This window comes from Streptomyces sp. NPDC107581 (assembly GCF_055657175.1).
This window is the reverse complement of sequence record NZ_JBVKBH010000002.1, coordinates 1-15,947: the sequence shown is the minus strand read 5'-3', so window position 1 is coordinate 15,947 and position 15,947 is coordinate 1. Positions and strand designations below refer to the sequence as shown.

Annotated in this window: 11 protein-coding genes; 9 read left to right on the top strand and 2 right to left on the bottom strand. The window is 71.6% G+C overall.

Features of this window, described 5'->3' with window-relative positions; genetic code table 11:
• Positions 1-31 precede the first annotated feature (31 nt).
• The 8 genes from ACZ7P3_RS04050 to fabG all read left to right on the top strand — a co-directional run bounded on the left by ACZ7P3_RS04050 (position 32) and on the right by fabG (position 12,031).
• Positions 32-862 (top strand): M55 family metallopeptidase, encoded by an 831-nt coding sequence (locus tag ACZ7P3_RS04050; protein WP_472078832.1) that lies wholly within the window; start codon positions 32-34, stop codon positions 860-862.
• Positions 863-1,178: 316 nt separating this feature from the next.
• Positions 1,179-2,798 carry a benzoylformate decarboxylase gene (gene mdlC / locus ACZ7P3_RS04045; RefSeq protein WP_472078831.1) on the top strand — a complete coding sequence of 540 codons (1,620 nt, stop codon included), beginning with the start codon at positions 1,179-1,181 and terminating at the stop codon, positions 2,796-2,798.
• 38 nt (positions 2,799-2,836) lie between these two features.
• Complete coding sequence (locus ACZ7P3_RS04040) at positions 2,837-3,598, top strand: SDR family oxidoreductase (RefSeq protein ID WP_472078830.1); 762 nt, start codon at positions 2,837-2,839, stop codon at positions 3,596-3,598.
• Positions 3,599-3,802: 204 nt separating this feature from the next.
• Positions 3,803-4,282 (top strand): isochorismatase family protein, encoded by a 480-nt coding sequence (locus ACZ7P3_RS04035; RefSeq protein WP_472078829.1) that lies wholly within the window; start codon positions 3,803-3,805, stop codon positions 4,280-4,282.
• A gap of 125 nt (positions 4,283-4,407) precedes the next feature.
• A complete protein-coding gene (locus ACZ7P3_RS04030) occupies positions 4,408-5,412 on the top strand; it encodes a zinc-binding alcohol dehydrogenase family protein (RefSeq protein WP_472078828.1) in 1,005 nt (334 codons plus the stop codon).
• 275 nt (positions 5,413-5,687) lie between these two features.
• Positions 5,688-9,776 carry a type I polyketide synthase gene (locus tag ACZ7P3_RS04025; protein WP_472078827.1) on the top strand — a complete coding sequence of 1,363 codons (4,089 nt, stop codon included), beginning with the start codon at positions 5,688-5,690 and terminating at the stop codon, positions 9,774-9,776.
• Between the two features lie 55 nt (positions 9,777-9,831).
• Positions 9,832-11,280: a coproporphyrinogen-III oxidase family protein gene (locus ACZ7P3_RS04020; RefSeq protein ID WP_472078826.1), complete on the top strand. Its 1,449-nt coding sequence runs from the start codon at positions 9,832-9,834 to the stop codon at positions 11,278-11,280.
• Complete coding sequence (gene fabG / locus ACZ7P3_RS04015; RefSeq protein WP_472078825.1) at positions 11,270-12,031, top strand: 3-oxoacyl-ACP reductase FabG; 762 nt, start codon at positions 11,270-11,272, stop codon at positions 12,029-12,031. The genes ACZ7P3_RS04020 and fabG overlap by 11 nt, the downstream gene beginning before the upstream one ends.
• 43 nt (positions 12,032-12,074) lie before the next feature.
• Here fabG and ACZ7P3_RS04010 read toward each other — a convergent pair whose 3' ends face one another.
• Positions 12,075-12,977, bottom strand: coding sequence for an acyl-CoA thioesterase (locus tag ACZ7P3_RS04010; protein WP_472078824.1), 903 nt, complete (start codon positions 12,975-12,977; stop codon positions 12,075-12,077).
• A gap of 152 nt (positions 12,978-13,129) precedes the next feature.
• Here ACZ7P3_RS04010 and ACZ7P3_RS04005 point away from each other — a divergent pair, with 152 nt between their 5' ends.
• The gene (locus ACZ7P3_RS04005) at positions 13,130-15,475 is read left to right on the top strand and encodes an MMPL family transporter (RefSeq protein ID WP_472078823.1); all 2,346 of its coding nucleotides are present in this window, start codon (positions 13,130-13,132) and stop codon (positions 15,473-15,475) included.
• A 325-nt stretch (positions 15,476-15,800) separates the two neighbouring features.
• On the opposite strand, the gene ACZ7P3_RS04000 is transcribed toward ACZ7P3_RS04005, so the two are convergent.
• Positions 15,801-15,947: acyl-CoA carboxylase biotin carboxyl carrier protein subunit (locus ACZ7P3_RS04000; RefSeq protein WP_472079416.1), on the bottom strand; the 147-nt coding region annotated here is incomplete at its 5' end.

The following is a 15,947-nucleotide window of genomic DNA, read 5'->3' as shown; positions in this document are numbered from 1 at the left end:
CTCGAACGATCAAGCTTGAGGAGACTGCGCAGTGCGGATCTACATCAGCGTGGACATGGAGGGCGTCACCGGGCTGGTGGATGCCGAGGACGTCCAGCCCGGCGGCCGGGACTACGAGCGTGGACGGCTGATGATGGCCGAGGACGTCAACGCTGCCATCCGCGGCGCCGTCGCGGCCGGCGCCACCGACATCACCGTCAACGACGCGCACGGCCCGATGCGCAACCTCCTGCCCGAATCGCTGCACCCGGCGGCTCGCCTCATCCGCGGCAAGCCGAAGCCGATGTTCATGCTCGAAGGCCTCGCTCCCGAGCACGACGCCGCGGTCTTCGTCGGCTACCACTCACGGGCCGGTGCGCCCGGAGTGCTGAGCCACAGCTTCATGGGGCACGAGATCGAAGACATGTGGCTGGACGGCCGTCCTGTGGGCGAGATCGGCCTGGCCCACGCCACCGCGGTCGCGATCGGTGTGCCGGTGACCGTCCTCACCGGTGACGACTGTGCCTGCACGGAGATGAGTGAGTGGGACGCCTCGGTGACCACCGTCGCCGTGAAGTACGCGCGGGACCGGTTCGCGGCCCAGCTGCGCCCGGCGGACGAAGCACGTGCGGCCATCGAGAAGGCGGTCGCCGCCGCTCTCGTCGTGCCGCCGAAGGCTCCGGTCGTCCCGGCGGCCCCGTCCACCCTCGCCGTCCGCTGGCAGTCGGCTTCAGTGGCCTCCACGCTCCTCGGAATTCCAGGCGTCACCTCGGCAGACAGCCGGACCGTCCAGGCACAGGGCACTCTGCCCGGCCTCTACCGGCTGTTCGGCGTGTGGATGCGAGTGGCAGCGTCCCTGACCAACCAGCCGCCCTACTGCTGACCGCCGCGAGAACGGCTGGCCGGCGACCGGGCTTTCGTCGCAAGGCGGCCGCACGGCCGGGAACCGGGCGCCGCCACCGAGTGCGCAGCCGCGCGCCGCGCCACGGACGGCGGCGTGGACGGCATCCACTGCTCCGACCCACCGAACGGACCGCATCTCGCGACGGGCACGTCCTTCTCCAGCAAGATCGGACTGGTGCTCCGGTTCCGGCCTGCACCGACGCCTGCGAAGACAGAAGACGTTCGGGCCCTCGCCGCACCGCGCTCTCCCCGGTGGCGGGCCCGCCGACCAGAGCCCGGACCCGGCAAGAAAGTCGATGGCAACCATGACCGAGCACTCCACGGTCCGCAGCGTCACCTACGACCTGCTGCGAACCCTGAAACTCACCACGGTCTTCGGTAATCCCGGCTCCACCGAACAGCCCTTCCTCCAGGACTTCCCCGAGGACTTCACCTACGTGCTCGCGCTGCAGGAGGCGTCCGTCATCGCGATGGCCGACACCTTCGCCCAGGTGACCGGCCGCCCCGCGCTGGTCAACGTGCACTCCTCGGCCGGGCTGGGCAACGCCGTGGGCAACCTGGTGGCGGCCTACCACGGCAACACGCCCCTGATCGTCACCTCGGGGCAGCAGCATCGGGAGCTGGTGATCGGTGAGCCGTACCTCGGCAACCGCGAGGCCACCACGCTCCCGAAGCCGTGGGTGAAGTGGTCCTACGAACCGGCCCGTGCCGAAGACGTCCCGGAAGCCTTCATGCGGGCCTATGCGGTGGCGTCGCAGCCGCCCACGGGACCGGTCTACCTCTCGATCCCCATGGACGACTGGAAGCGGCCCCTGTCCGGGTTCGCCCGGGTGCGGACGGTGAGCGCACGGGTCGCTCCCGACGCGGAGCGGCTGCGCACGTTCGCCGAACGCATCTCCGCCGCCCGTCGTCCCGCACTGGTCTTCGGGCCGGAGGTCGACCGCAGCGGTGGCTGGGACGCGGCCGTGGCGCTGGCGGAGAAACTGCGCGCGTCCGTCTACGGCGCCCCGCTGCCGGACCGCGCTTCCTTCCCCGAGGACCACGCCCTCTTCGGCGGCCCGCTCGGTATGTCGGTGAAGACCGTCAGCGACCGGCTGACCGGGCACGATCTGGTGGTGGTGATCGGCGCGGAGGTGTTCCGCTACTACCCCTACGTGCCCGGCGACTACCTCCCCGAAGGCACGGAGCTTCTGCACATCACCGGCAATCCGGAGGTTGCCGCGGCGGCGCGGGTGGGCGACAGCCTCCTGGGCGACCCCAAGACGGCGATCGAACTGCTCCTGGACATGGTCGAGGAGGGATCCGCGAGAACCGCGCCCGAGCCGATGCCGCGCCCTCGTGAGCTGCCGCAGGCGCCGAACAGTCCGCTCACCCCGCCGGAGGTCTACGCCACCCTCAGCCGGGTCCAGCCGTCCGACGCGGTCATCGTCAACGAGTCGACCTCCACGATGGCGCAGCAGATCGAGTGGCTGCCCACGGTCCGGACGGGATCGTTCTTCGCCACGGCCAGCGGGGGCATCGGCTGGGGCACCCCGGCCGCGGTGGGCGTCGCGCTGGGCGACCGGGACAGGGGCGTCGAACGGCCGGTGGTCGGTCTGATCGGCGACGGCTCCTTCCAGTACTCCGTGCAGGCCATCTATACGGCGGCGCAGCACAACCTCCCGATCGTGTACGTGGTCATGCGCAACCGCGAGTACTCCATCCTCAAGTCGTTCGCGGTGCTCGAGGAGACGCCGGGCGTTCCGGGACTCGACCTCCCCGGGCTCGACATCGCCTCCGTGGCCCGCGGCTTCGGATGCCGTGCGGTCGACGTGGAGTGCGCCGAGGACCTGGAGCGGGAGTTCAAGGCGGCCCTGTCCGCCGGCACCACCACGGTCATCGTGGTGCCCACGCAACCCCAGAAGGCGATGTTGTAGACCGTGCGGCCCGCACGATCAAAGAGGGGACGGAAAACATGGACTCCGGACTGAAGGGCCGGGTGTACATCGTCACCGGCGGCACCCGCGGGCTGGGCATGGCCGCCGCTCGCGAGCTGGTGGCGGACGGTGCGAGGGTGGTCGTCAGCGGCCGCAGCGAGGAGTCGGTGGCCTTCGCAGTGACAGAGCTGGGCGGCCCGGGGCAGGCGGTCGGCGTCGTGGCCGACAACGCCGACGCCGCGACCCCGGACCGGCTGATCGCCGCGGCCCGTCAAGCCTTCAAGCGGCTGGACGGCGTGCTCATCAGCGTCGGCGGGCCCCCGGCGGGTACGTCGGACACCGTCGAGGACGACCAGTGGCGCGCGGCCTTCGAGTCGGTCTTCCTCGGTGCGGTGCGGCTCTCCCGCGCCGTCGCGCCGGAGCTGGGCGAGGGAGGTGTCATCGGGTTCGTCCTCTCCAGCTCCGTGTACGAGCCGATTCCCGGTCTCGCGATCTCCAACGCTCTGCGGCCGGGCCTCGCAGGTTACGCGAAGAACCTCGCGAACGAGCTGGGACCACGGGGCGTCCGCGTCATCGGGCTGGTGCCCGCCCACATCGAGACCGACCGGGTACGCGAACTCGACGAGTGGTCCGGCGACGCCGAGGCCGCCCGCGAACGTGCGACCGCGGGCGTCCCGCTGCGCCGCTACGGAACCCCGGACGAGTTCGGCCGGAGCGCCGCCTTCCTGTTGTCGCCCGCGGCGTCGTATCTGACGGGCCTGATGCTGTCGATCGACGGGGGAGTGCGCAGGGGCTTCTGACCGAGGCCGCGAGGCCGCGGTGAAGGACCCGACCGAAGGCGTGAACACCGGGACCGTGCCGGGGATCCGGGCACCGGGACGGTGCCCGGGAGCCTGCGCCTGCGCCGTGGATCTTCGAGGACTCTGTCGATTCGGGCCGGGCCGATGCGCTCGTGAAAGGACCGCCCCGCTCAGCCGGCCCGGCTGCGTCCCGGAGCCCCGGTCGTGGTGACGGCTTCGTGCTGGAGTCCGGCCACGCGGCGCAGAGACCTCTTGAACTGGGGCCCGACCGCCCCCGAGCTGGTCGGGGCGCTGCCGGCCGGACAGAAGATCACCGATCGCAGCACGGTCAACGCCTGGCACGACGAGCGGGTCCGCGAGGCGATCGAGGCCACCGGCCGACAGAAGCTGATCTTCGCCGGAGTGCCGCTCGAGGTGTGCGCCGCGCTGCCCGCGATCTCCGCGACGGCCGCCGGACACGATGCGTACGTCGCCGTGGACGCCTCCGGAACCTTCAGCCGGGCCGAGCGCGAGGCGGGACTGCTGCGCATGCAACAGGCGGGCGTCGTCGTCAGCGACTACGCCACCCTCATGGTCGAGGCCCTGGCCGACAACGCCCTCCCGGAGGCCGGTGCCTTCTGCGCCGTCCTCGACATGCCGTTCGCCGTCCTGGTCGGCCAGATCTCCGCGGCCTGCCGGACCTGACCGTCGGCACGGCCGCCCCCGGCAACCGCCTTCCGGAGTCGGCCCGGCCACGGCCGGGCCGTGCCGCGCGCCTCGTACTGGCCCACACTGGAGGGGACAGGCGTGGACAGGACGGGGCACAGTCGATGCGCGCATGGGTGGTGACCCGGCCGGGGCCCGTGGAGGGCGAGCCCCTGCGGCTCGTGGAGCGGCCGGACCCCGTGCCGGGCTCCGGCGACCTGCTGGTGCGGGTGCGGGCCTGCGGTGTGTGCCGTACGGATCTGCACATCGCCGAGGGCGACCTGCCGGTGCGCCGGGCGGAAGTGACGCCCGGGCACGAGGTGGTCGGCGAGGTCGCCGGCATCGGCGCGGACGTAGCCGGGTGGGCGGTCGGCGACCGGGTGGGAGTGGCGTGGCTGCGCCGTACGGACGGCACCTGCCGGTACTGCCTGCGCGGGGACGAGAACCTCTGCCCCGCTTCCGAGTACACGGGCTGGGACGCCGACGGCGGCTACGCCGAGTACACGACCGTGCCGGCCGCTTTCGCCTACAGACTGCCGGCGGACGTGGACGACGAAGCGCTGGCGCCGTTGCTGTGCGCGGGCATCATCGGCTACCGGGCCCTGCTGCGGACGTCACTGCCGCCGGGCGGACGTCTCGGACTGTACGGGTTCGGCGGCAGCGCCCATCTGTGCGCGCAGGTCGCCCTGGCACAGGGGGCCACCGTGCATGTCCTGACCCGCGACGAGGCCTCCAGACAGCTCGCGCTCGACCTCGGCTGCGCGTCGGCCGGCGGGGCCCGGGACCTGCCGCCCGAGCCTCTGGACGGGGCGATCCTGTTCGCGCCGGCCGGTGACCTCGTGCCGGTCGCGCTGCGGGCACTGGACCGGGGCGGCGTCCTGGCGGTCGCGGGCATCCATCTGAGCGACGTCCCGGTGCTGCGCTACGAGAGCGAGCTGTTCTACGAGAAGGAACTGCGCAGCGTCACCTCGAACACCCGGGACAACGGCCGCGACTTCCTGGACCTCGCGGCCCGGTACGGCGTCCGGGCCACCACGCATCGCTACCCTCTCTCCGAGGCTCAGCGGGCACTGAGCGATCTGAAGGCGGGCCGCTTCGACGGGGCGGCCGTACTGCTGAACGACCTGTGAGCCTCTGAGTCGCGCGCACGACCGGGAGCCACGGGGACCGTCGCGTGCGCACATTCCCGTGCCGTCACACACGCCGCACAGGCCACGGGAGGAACACGACGCCAGCACATGCCGCCCATCATGCGCCCCCGGTCTCCGCACGCCCTCAAGGGGCATCGCCCGCCCCAACAGCGCTCCTTGTTCCCTCTTCGTCGGCACACCTAGCCTTGCACGAGTGCGCCGGAATCGACCTCGGCCCATGCGTGCGCGTACAGCCTCGATTCGTCGATTCGTCGATGCAGAGGAATGCGGAATCGAATGCGCGTCATGCTCCGCAGCTCATGGCTGTTCAAGCAGCGACCCCTGTCGGGCGCTACGACAGTGCCGTTCCCCGTCCTTCGAAGGAGCAGTCTGGCATGGATGCTGAGCCCATTGCATTGGTAGGTGTCGGATGCACTCTCCCCGGTAAAGTGCACGGGCTGGACGACATGTACGCAGTGCTGCGGGAAGGACGGGACTGCGTCGAGGAGATCCCGCCGAGCCGGTGGGACGTGGAGGAGTTCTACGATCCCGATCCCCTGGCTCCGGGCAAGACCTATATCCGCCACGGCGGATTCGTGGACGACGTCGACCGGTTCGACGCGGCGTTCTTCGGGATCTCGGACGCCGAAGCGGTCCGTATGGACCCGCAGCACCGCCTGCTCCTGCAGACCGTGTGGCACGCCCTCGAACACGCCGGGCAGGACCCCGATGAATTCAGGGGCACCGACACGGGCGTCTTCCTGGCGCTGATGAACAGCAACAATTACTCCCTTCTCAAGCATGAGATCGAGGGGTTGAAAGGCGTCACGGCCTACGACGCGATGAGTGACGCCAACAGCATCAGCGCCGGCCGTATCGCCCATTTCCTGGATCTGAAAGGGCCGTGCTTCGCGGTCGACACGGCCTGCTCCGGATCGCTCGTCGCCCTGCATCTGGCCCGGCAGTCCATCCTCACGGGCGAGTGCGACTCCGCCGTCGTCGCCGGCGTCAACCTGATCCTCAACCCCGATGTCCATGTCGCCTTCTGCAAACTGGGGCTGTTCTCCCGCAGCGGGCAGTGCCGGGCGTTCGACGCCAAGGCGGACGGCTATGTCCGCAGCGAGGGTTGCGTGGCCGTGCTGCTGCGCCGTCAGTCACTCGCCGAGGAACGGGGCGACCCCATCCTGGCCAGCATCGTCGCCACCGCGATCAACCACGACGGCCACACTCCCGCGCTGACCGCTCCCAACGGCCGTACCCAGGAGCAGGTGATGCGCTCCGCGCTGCGCCGCAGCGGTGTCGACCCCGCCCAGGTCGGCTACGTCGAGGCGCACGGTACGGGAACCCCGGTCGGCGACCCCATCGAGATGGGCGCCATCGCCAGGGCCTACGCCGGGTCCCGCACCGCGGACCGGCCACTGTACGTCGGCTCGGCGAAGAGCAACTTCGGCCACACCGAGGCCGCCGCCGGACTCCTCGGCGTCGCAAAGGCCGCACTCTCACTGCACCGCGAGACCATCTACCCCAGCCTCCACCTCGACCGGCTCAACCCCAAGATCGATCTCGACGGCGCCCCGGTGGAGGTCCCCGCCGAGCCCGTGCCCTGGCCCCGGACCGACGTCCCGCGCCTGGCCGCCGTCAACTCCTTCGGCTACAGCGGCACCAACGCCCACGCGATCCTGCAGGAGGCCCCGCGGCCCAGGCAGCGCACCGGCACCGCGTCACCGCGCCCGGCCGAGCTGCTGGTGCTGTCCGCCAAGTCCCCCGCGAGCCTGGACGGTCTGGCCGAACGCTGGGCGGAGCACCTGTCCCGGACCGACGGGCAGACCCTGCCGGCGGCCGTCTTCACCGCCGCGGCCGGACGCGCCGCGCACCGCCACCGCCTCGCGGTGACCGGGCGCAGCGGCATCGAGATCGCGGGCAGCCTCCGCCTGTGGCGCACCCGCCGGACACCTCCGTCGGTCACCTGCGGGCACCCCGCGAAACCCGCCAGGACCGCCTTCGTCTTCACCGGCCAGGGCGCGCAGTACCCCGGCATGGCCCGCGAACTGTACGCCGGCGAACCGGCCTTCACCGCCGCCCTCGACCGGTGCGCCGAACTGCTCGACGCCGAACTGCCCGTACCGCTGCGGCAGATGCTCTTCGACGAGCAGTCACCGCAGGCGCTCGACGACACACGCCTGGCCCAGCCGGCGCTGTTCGCCGTCGAGTACGCGCTCGCCACCCTGCTGCGTTCCTGGGGAGTCGTCCCGGACGCCGTGGTCGGGCACAGCATCGGCGAGATCGTCGCCGCGTGCGTCGCCGGAATGCTGCCCCTGGAGGACGCCGCCCGCTTCAGCGCGGTGCGCGGCCGGCTCATGGGCGAACTGCCGCGCGACGGAGTGATGCTGGCCGTCGCCGCCGACCCCGGGACCGTGCACGGCTGGGTGTCGGGGAGGGAGCGGGACGTCTCCGTCGCCGCCGTCAACGGCCCGCGCGCCGTGGTCGTCTCGGGCCGGGCGGAGGCCGTGGACGAGGTGGCCCGCATCGCCGAGGCCGAAGGCAGCCGGACCACCCGGCTGCGCACCTCGCACGCCTTCCACTCACCGCTGATGGACCCGGTCCTGTCCGAGCTGGGCAAGGCGGCAGCCGGGCTGCGCCCGGCCACCCCGGCCGTCCCGGTGTTCTCCAATGTGACGGGCGGGGCGCTGACGGGCGAGGAGGGGCCGGAGTACTGGAGCCGGCAGGCTCGCGGAACGGTCCGGTTCCATGACGGCATGTCCGCGGCGGCCGCGCTGGGCTGCACCGTGGTCGTCGAGATCGGCCCGCACCCCGTCCTGCGGACCTGCGTCACGGAGGCTTTCGGCGCCGCCGGCATGACGGTGATCCCCACCCTGCAGCGCGACGGGCGGGACCTTCGCAACCTCCTCGCCGCCGCGGGCGCCCTGTTCACGGCGGGGGCCGCCGTCGACCTCCCGGCGCTCTACCAAGGCCCGCGCCACCGCCGTACCTCCTCCGCCCCGCAGTACCCGTTCCGCAAGGACCGGTACTGGCTCAGGCCCGCGCCGGACGCCGGCCCCGGCGAGGCGGCGCACGCGGCACCGCGCCGGCAGACACCGCCCGTCGCGCCCGAGCCGGAGCCCGATCCCGTGCCCGCGCCCGCCACCGTGCGGACCGTGCACCGGCACGAGGTACGGCCGGGCACGCCGTGGGCCGACCACCGCATCCTCGGGGCGACTGTCTTCCCGGCCACCGGATATCTGGAGCTGGCCGTGGACGCCTACGCCTCGGCCGACGGCCACGCCGACGCGCCCCTCGAACTGACCGACGTCGACTTCCTCCGCCCGCTGGTCCTGGCCCCCGCAAGGCCCAGCACGGTCCAGGTGGACCTGGAGGGCGACGGTTCCCCGGCGGGTGGTGGCCGCTGCCGGTTCACCGTGGCCGCCGCCGACGGAGACGCCCAGTCCCGTTACTGCCAGGGGAAGATCGGCCCGGCCGTGCACCAGGACGGTCCCGGGACACCTCCGGAGCGGCTGCGCGCGGCGATGCCCACGGCCGTGCCGCCCGGGCGGCTCTATGGGCTGCTGCGGGAGGACGGGATGGAGTACGGCGCGAGCTTCTCCACCGTCCGCGAACTCTGGCTCGACGAGGCCGGCGGGCAGGCGCTCGGCCGGATCGCGGCCGCTCCCGACGGCGCGTCACGCGTGAGCCATGCGCACCGCTTCGCCACCATGCTCGACGGGTGCCTGCATCTCACCGCCGCGGCGGCGCGCGAGGGCGCACCCAGGGGCGCCTACGTCCCGGTCGGCGTCGGCCGGATGACGCTGCACGGCCGCCCGTTGCCCGACCAGATCTGGGGCCACGTCCGCCTGCGGCCGCACACCACCGGGACAGCGCTCACGGCCCGGCTGCGCGTCCTGGACGACACCGGGAACCTCCTCGCGGACCTCGACGACATCGAGTTCCGGCGCATCGCCTCGCTGACCGACCCCTCGGCGGTCCCGGCCGCACCGGCCGACGGCAGCCCCCGGGAGAGCGGTGACTCACGGCAGGAACTGCGGCAACGTGTCGAGTCCCTGCCCGCGGGAGAGCGCCGGCAGGCGGTCATCGGCTGGCTCACCGACGAGATCGTCGACACCCTCGGGCGGATGTCGGCCGAGCTGGAGATCGACCTCCACGATCTCGACCCCTCCCTGGCCCTGCTGGAGATCGGTCTCGACTCGCTGAGCATCACCGAACTCCAGCGCCGCATCCAGGAAAAGCTCGACTTCCGCTTCAAGGCGATGGAGGCACTGGAGTACCAGAGCATCGAGGAACTGGCGGAGTACCTCCTGCACCGCGTGATCCTGGCGGACCCGGCCGCCACCGCCCACCAGGGCTCCTGAACCCCGCGTCCCGCCGGGGCGGCAGCGCACCCGGCCGATCCCACCCAGAGGGGAAGTGCCCGCCACCGTGTTGAGCCCCGACCACGTCAACAGCTACCTCGACAGCCACCTCGCCGAACGCCAGGTCAACAAGATCCAGCACGGCTTCCCGTCCCCGCGGTTCTGGAACGAGCTGTCCGTGCCCCTGGACGAGATCGGCGAGGACCGCCGGCGCCTGCGCGCCACGGGCGACCAGTCCCATGTGTTCCTCTACGTCGGCGTCCCCTACTGCATCCAGACCGACCCCGGGAAGTGCGGCTACTGCCTGTTCCCCGTCGAGGAGTTCCAGGGCAACGCCGCACTGGAGAACTACTACGGATACGTGGAACGCGAAGCCGAGATGTACCGGGAGCAGATGGAAGGCTCCGTCCTCGCCGGAGCCTACTTCGGAGGGGGCACCTCCAACCTCTACCGGGCCCCCGTCTACCACCGGCTGATGGACATGGTGCGCCGCCTCTTTCCCGAGATCTCGGACCAGGCGGACCTCACCCTGGAGGGCATCCCGCAGCTGTTCTCCCGGGAGAAGATGCAGGCCGTCCGCGACTCGGGGATGAACCGGATCAGCATGGGCGTCCAGCAGATCAACGAACGGCTCAACAGCTTCAGCGGCCGCAAACAGACGACCAAACACGTCATCCAGAGCCTGGAATGGGCCCGCGAACTCGGCCTGGCCGCCAACGTCGACCTCATCTTCGGCTGGCCCCAGCAGACCGTCGACACCATGCTGGAGGACCTGGAGACCCTGATCTCCTGGGACGTCCACGACATCACCCACTACGAGCTGAACGTCGGCGGTCCCACCGACTTCGCGCTCAACCGCTACCACGAGCTGCCCAGCACGCTGGCCAACCTGGAGATGTACCGGGCAGGACGCGACTTCCTGCTCGACCACGGCTACCGACAGCTGTCGACGTACAACTTCCGCCGCCCGGGCGACCCGGCGGCCCGCGACTTCCGCGAGGGCTACCTCCCGCGCTTCGAGCACATGGACACCCTCGGGCTCGGCTACGCGGCGATCACCTTCTTCGGCAACCCCGCGCTCGCTCCCGGCCACTCCTGGTCGTTCATCAACCACCGCAGCCTGCCGCAGTACAAGGCGGCCGTCGACAACGGCCGGTTCCCCGTCGAGCGAGGCTTCAGGCACCGCCCCGACGACTGGCTGCTGATGGTCCTCTTCCGCAGTCTCATCAGCACGGAGATCGACCGTGTCCAGTACCGTACGGCCTTCGGCCTCGACGTGTACGAGAAGTTCGCCACCATCTGGGACGCACTGGCCGAGCGGGGCTACGCGCAGATCACGGCGGAGCGCATCAGGCTGGTCGGCGACGGAGCGTTCTACGCCCCCATGATCTCCACCCTGATCGCCGAGGAGCGCTACCGCGAACTGCGCGAGGAAGCCGCACGGCGGAAGAAGGAATCCCGCCGGCCCGCCGCCGCGACGCCGGGGGTGAGCAGTGACGGCTGACCTCCCGCTGGCGGGCCGCGGCTGTGTGGTCACCGGCGGCTCGCGGGGCATCGGCGCCGCCGTGGTCCGGCTGGCGCTGGCGCAGGGCGCCGATGTCGTCTTCGGCTACCACAGCGGCGAGAAGCAGGCCCGCACCCTGGCCGACGAGCTGCGTGCCGCCCACCCGGAGCGGCGCTGCACTCCGCTGTACGCCGATGTCGCGGACGCCGCGGAGGCCGAACGCTTCGCCGCCTCGGCCCTGGACCACCTGGACCGGTTCGACGTCCTCGTCAACAACGCGGGTGTCACCCGGGACACCCTGCTGGCCCGGATGGGCCCCCAGCAGTGGCACGAGGTCATCGGCACCAACCTCGACAGCATGTACACCGTCACCAAGCCCCTGCTCATGCCCCTGGTGAAACAGCGCCACGGTGCCATCATCAACATCGCCTCCTCCTCCGGGCTGCACGGCACCCCCGGTCAGACGGCCTACTCCGCGGCCAAGGCCGGGATCATCGGCTTCACCAAGGCGCTGTCCAAGGAGATCGGCGCCCGGGGCGTCACCGTCAACGCCGTCGCGCCCGGTCTCATCGAGACCGACATGACGGCCGCGATACCGCAGGACAAGGCCGAGCTCCTCAAGTCCCTGATTCCCGGCCATGCGTTCGGCTCCCCGGAGGACGTGGCACATCTGGTGTGCTTCCTGGCCTCCGACCGGGCCCGCTACATCACCGGGCAGGCCATCGAGATCTCCGGCGGCCTGGTCGTGTAGCTGCCGCACCAGGGGCGCCGGCGCGCCAGGGCGAAGGAGCCCCTCAGCCGACGCCCCCGTCGTGGTCGCCGCTCATCCGCAGCAGGCCCTCCTGGGCGAGGGTGGCGACCAGCACCCCGTCGCGGGTGAAGACCCGGCCCAGGACCAGACCCCGTCCCCCTGAAGCCACCGGAGTCTCGTGGGCACAGAGCAGCCAGTCGTCCGCGCGGAAGGGGCGATGGATCCACACGGTGTAGTCGAGGCTGCGGCCACTGGCGTGGAACCACGACACCCCGTGCCGGACCAACACCGTCTCCAGCATCGTCACGTCGCAGACGTACACCAACAGGCAGGAGTGGAGCAGCCGTTCACGGTCGGCATTCCCGTCGGCCGGCACCTCGCCCTTGATGCGCACCCACACCTGCGTCCGGGAGGACGACAGGGCCGGGTCCTTCTCGGCATCGAAGCTCAACGGCCCGACGAAGCGCACCTCGTACGGCTTGTCGAGAGGGGCGACCGGCTCGCCGAACACCTTGGTCAGCCGTTCCTCGTAGGTCGGCAGGCCCTCCGGGTCAGGGACCGGCGGCATCGGGTCCTGGTGGCCGAGGCCCGGCTCGGGGCGGTGGAAGGAGGCGGTCAGGGCGAACACCTCCCGGCCGCGCTGGGCCGCACGAACCCGTCGGGTGGCGAAGGAAGCACCGGTCTTCACCCGCTCGACCCGGTGATCGAAGTGCGTGGTCGGCAGCCCCGGCCGCAGAAAGGAGCAGTGCACGGAGTGCACGGGCAGCCCGGCGGACACCGTGCGGCCGGCAGCGGCCAGCGCCTGCGCGGCCACCAGCCCTCCGTACACCGGGGAGGACCGCTCCAGGGGAGGGCGCCCGAGGAAGTGCTCCCCGTCGTCCCGGCCGGGCGCGGGGCCGACATCGAGGAGGCCGAGCAGCTCCAGCAGTGCGCGTTCCTGATGCATGGGCCCCACTTCGCCTCGGCGTCAGTGCTCGGGGAGCCAGTATCGCCAGCTCGGCGGCCGCCCATCAATCGAACTGCCGGACGGTGAGCCGGCGGTTGCGCACACCCGCGGCCGCTGTCCGGACGGATGCTCAACTCAGGGGAGGCCCTGTCATGTTGGACCACGTCAGCGCGGCAGTGTACCGGCGGCGCTTCGCCCTGCTGCGGGTGAGCGCAGTCGCCCTCGTCCTGGCCTGGCTCGGCGGCCTGGGCGTGGAACACCGGCTGGTCCACGGCGGATTCTCCGACCCCGGCGCGCAGTCCGCACGCGCCGAACGTCTCGTGGCCGAGCACTTCCCTTCCACCGGCGGCGACCTCGTACTGCTGCTGCGAGGCACGTCTCCCGTCGGTACCCCGGGCCCCGTCGGTACCCCGGGCCCCGTCGGTACCCCGGGCCCCGTCGGCGCCGTGGGCCCTGTCGGGTCCCCGGGCCCCGTCGACTCCCCGGACTCTGTCGACACTCCGGAGATGACCTCCCTCGGCACCGCTCTGACCCGGCATGCCGCACGGATCCGGGGCGTACGGGCCGCCACCTCCTACTGGACGGCGCGGCGCGCGCCCGCGCTGCGCTCGCGTGACGGTTCCATCGGGCTGGTCACGCTCTCCCTGAGCGGCGACGAGGACGACCGGGCGAAGACCGCCGAACGGGTCGTACCGGATGTCCGACGGCACGCGGCAGGGCTGACGGTCCTGGCGGCAGGACCCGCTCAGGTGCAGTCGGAGATCGGCAAGCGCACGGCGCACGACCTGCTGCTGGCCGAATCGATCGCCGCACCGATCACCCTGGTCCTGCTCCTGCTGATCTTCGGCGGCGCGGTGGCCGCCGCCCTGCCGCTGCTCATCGCGCTGCTGTCGGTCCTGGTGAGCCGGGCGGTGCTCAACGCCCTGGCGGGCGCCGTGCCGATCTCGGTGTACTCGATGAACTCCACCGTCTCGCTCGGCCTCGGACTCGCCATCGACTACAGCCTGTTCGTCCTCGCCCGGTTCCGGGAGGAGCTGCGCGCCGGCGCCACGGTGCGGGAGGCGCTGGGCCCCACCGTGCGCCGGGCCGGGCGCACGGTCGCGTTCTCCGCGCTCACGGTGGCCCTGTCCCTCGTCGCGCTCCTGGTCTTTCCGCAGTTCTTCCTGCGGTCCTTCGCCTACGGCGGCATCGCGGTCGTGCTCTCCGCGGCGGCGGGGGCGGTCTTCGTCCTGCCCGCGCTGCTGGCCGTGGTGGGCCATCGGGTCGACCGCTACGACATCTTCGCCCGGCTGCGCGGACCGGCGCGGGGCGCGGCCGGCCCGGCAGCGCCCCCCGAGCACGGACGCTGGTACCGCTTCGCCACGGCGGTGATGCGCCGTCCGGTGCTCTACGGCGGATGTGCCGTGATCGTGCTGGCCGTCCTCGCATCCCCGTTCATCCGGGTCGCCCCGGGTCTGTTCGACGACCGCTCACTGCCCGCCTCCTCCCAGGTTCACCGCGCCACACAGCTGCTGCGCGACCGATTCGACGCCGACGTGCTGCGGACCGTCCCGGTGGTGGTGCAGGGCGTGGGGCGCGACCGGGTCCAGGGCCTGGAACCTTATGCCCGGGCGCTGTCCGCGGTGCGCGATGTCCGCCGGGTCACCGCCGTGCCCGGCAGCTACGTCGGCGGGCGCCGGGTCCAGGAGCCGGGGCCGGCCGCCGCCGCCCTGGCCGACGGCGACAGCACACTGCTCTCCGTGGTCTCCGCGGTGGAGCAGGACTCGTCCGCCGGCACCCGGCTCGTGCGCCGGCTGCGGGAAGTGGCGCCGCCGGCCGGGACCTCGGTGTCGGTGGGCGGACGGGCCGCCGAGGTCGAGGACAGCACGTCCGCCATCGCCCGGGCGACACCGGCCGCGATCGGCATCGTGGTGGGCTCCTCACTGGTGCTGCTCTTCCTGTTCACCGGGAGTGTCCTGATGCCGGTGAAGGCACTGGTGCTCAACACGCTCAGCCTCAGCGCCACGTTCGGGGCGATGGTGTTCGTGTTCCAGGAGGGGCACCTGTCGTTCCTCGTGGGCAGCCCGCCGCACACCGGCACACTGGACGCCACCATCCCGATCCTGACCTTCTGTGTGGCGTTCGGGCTCTCCATGGACTACGAGGTCTTCCTGCTCGCCCGCATCCGCGAGCGCTACCTGCACACGGGCGACAACACGGAGTCCGTCGCCCACGGGCTCCAGCACACGGGCCGCATCATCACGGCCGCGGCTGTCCTGGTCGCCGCAGTGCTGTTCGTCTTCGCCCTCTCCGGGGTGACGCTGTTGAAGCTTCTCGGCGTCGGTCTGGCACTGGCGGTGGTGCTGGACGCGACGCTCGTGCGGGCCGTGCTCGTGCCCTCGTTCATGCGGCTGGCCGGGCGGGCGAACTGGTGGGCCCCCGGGCCGCTGCGTCGGTTCCACGACCGTTTCGGGCTGCGTGAGGATGCGGGGAGACTTGGGGGCGCCTGGTCGCCGTGACGGTTCGCTCGGGGCGGCGGGTGCGGGTTCGCCGTGGCTTGTCGCGCAGTTCCCCGCGCCCCTTGGTTGGCTGCCGCTTGGGTGGCCGGGAAGTGGCTCGGGGTGCTGCTTGGGCGGTTGCCTTGTGGTGGTTCGCTCGGGGTGGCGGGTGCGGGTTTGTTGCGGCTGGTTGCGTAGTTCCCCGTGCCGCTTGGTTGGGTGCTGTTCGGGTGGGTGGGGAGTGGCTCGTGGTGGCGCGGTTTCCCGTGTCCCTGGGGTCGGGTGGTGTGTGGGGCGGCGCCCGGTGGGTGTGGTGTCCGCCGGGCGCCGTTCGGGTTTTGTGGTGTCAGTCCTTGATTTCGCAGATGGCTGCGCCTGAGGTGACGGAGGCGCCGACCTCGGAGGTCAGGCCCTTGATGGTGCCTGCCTTGTGGGCGTTGAGGGGCTGTTCCATCTTCATGGCTTCCAGGACGACGATCAGGTCGCCTTCCTG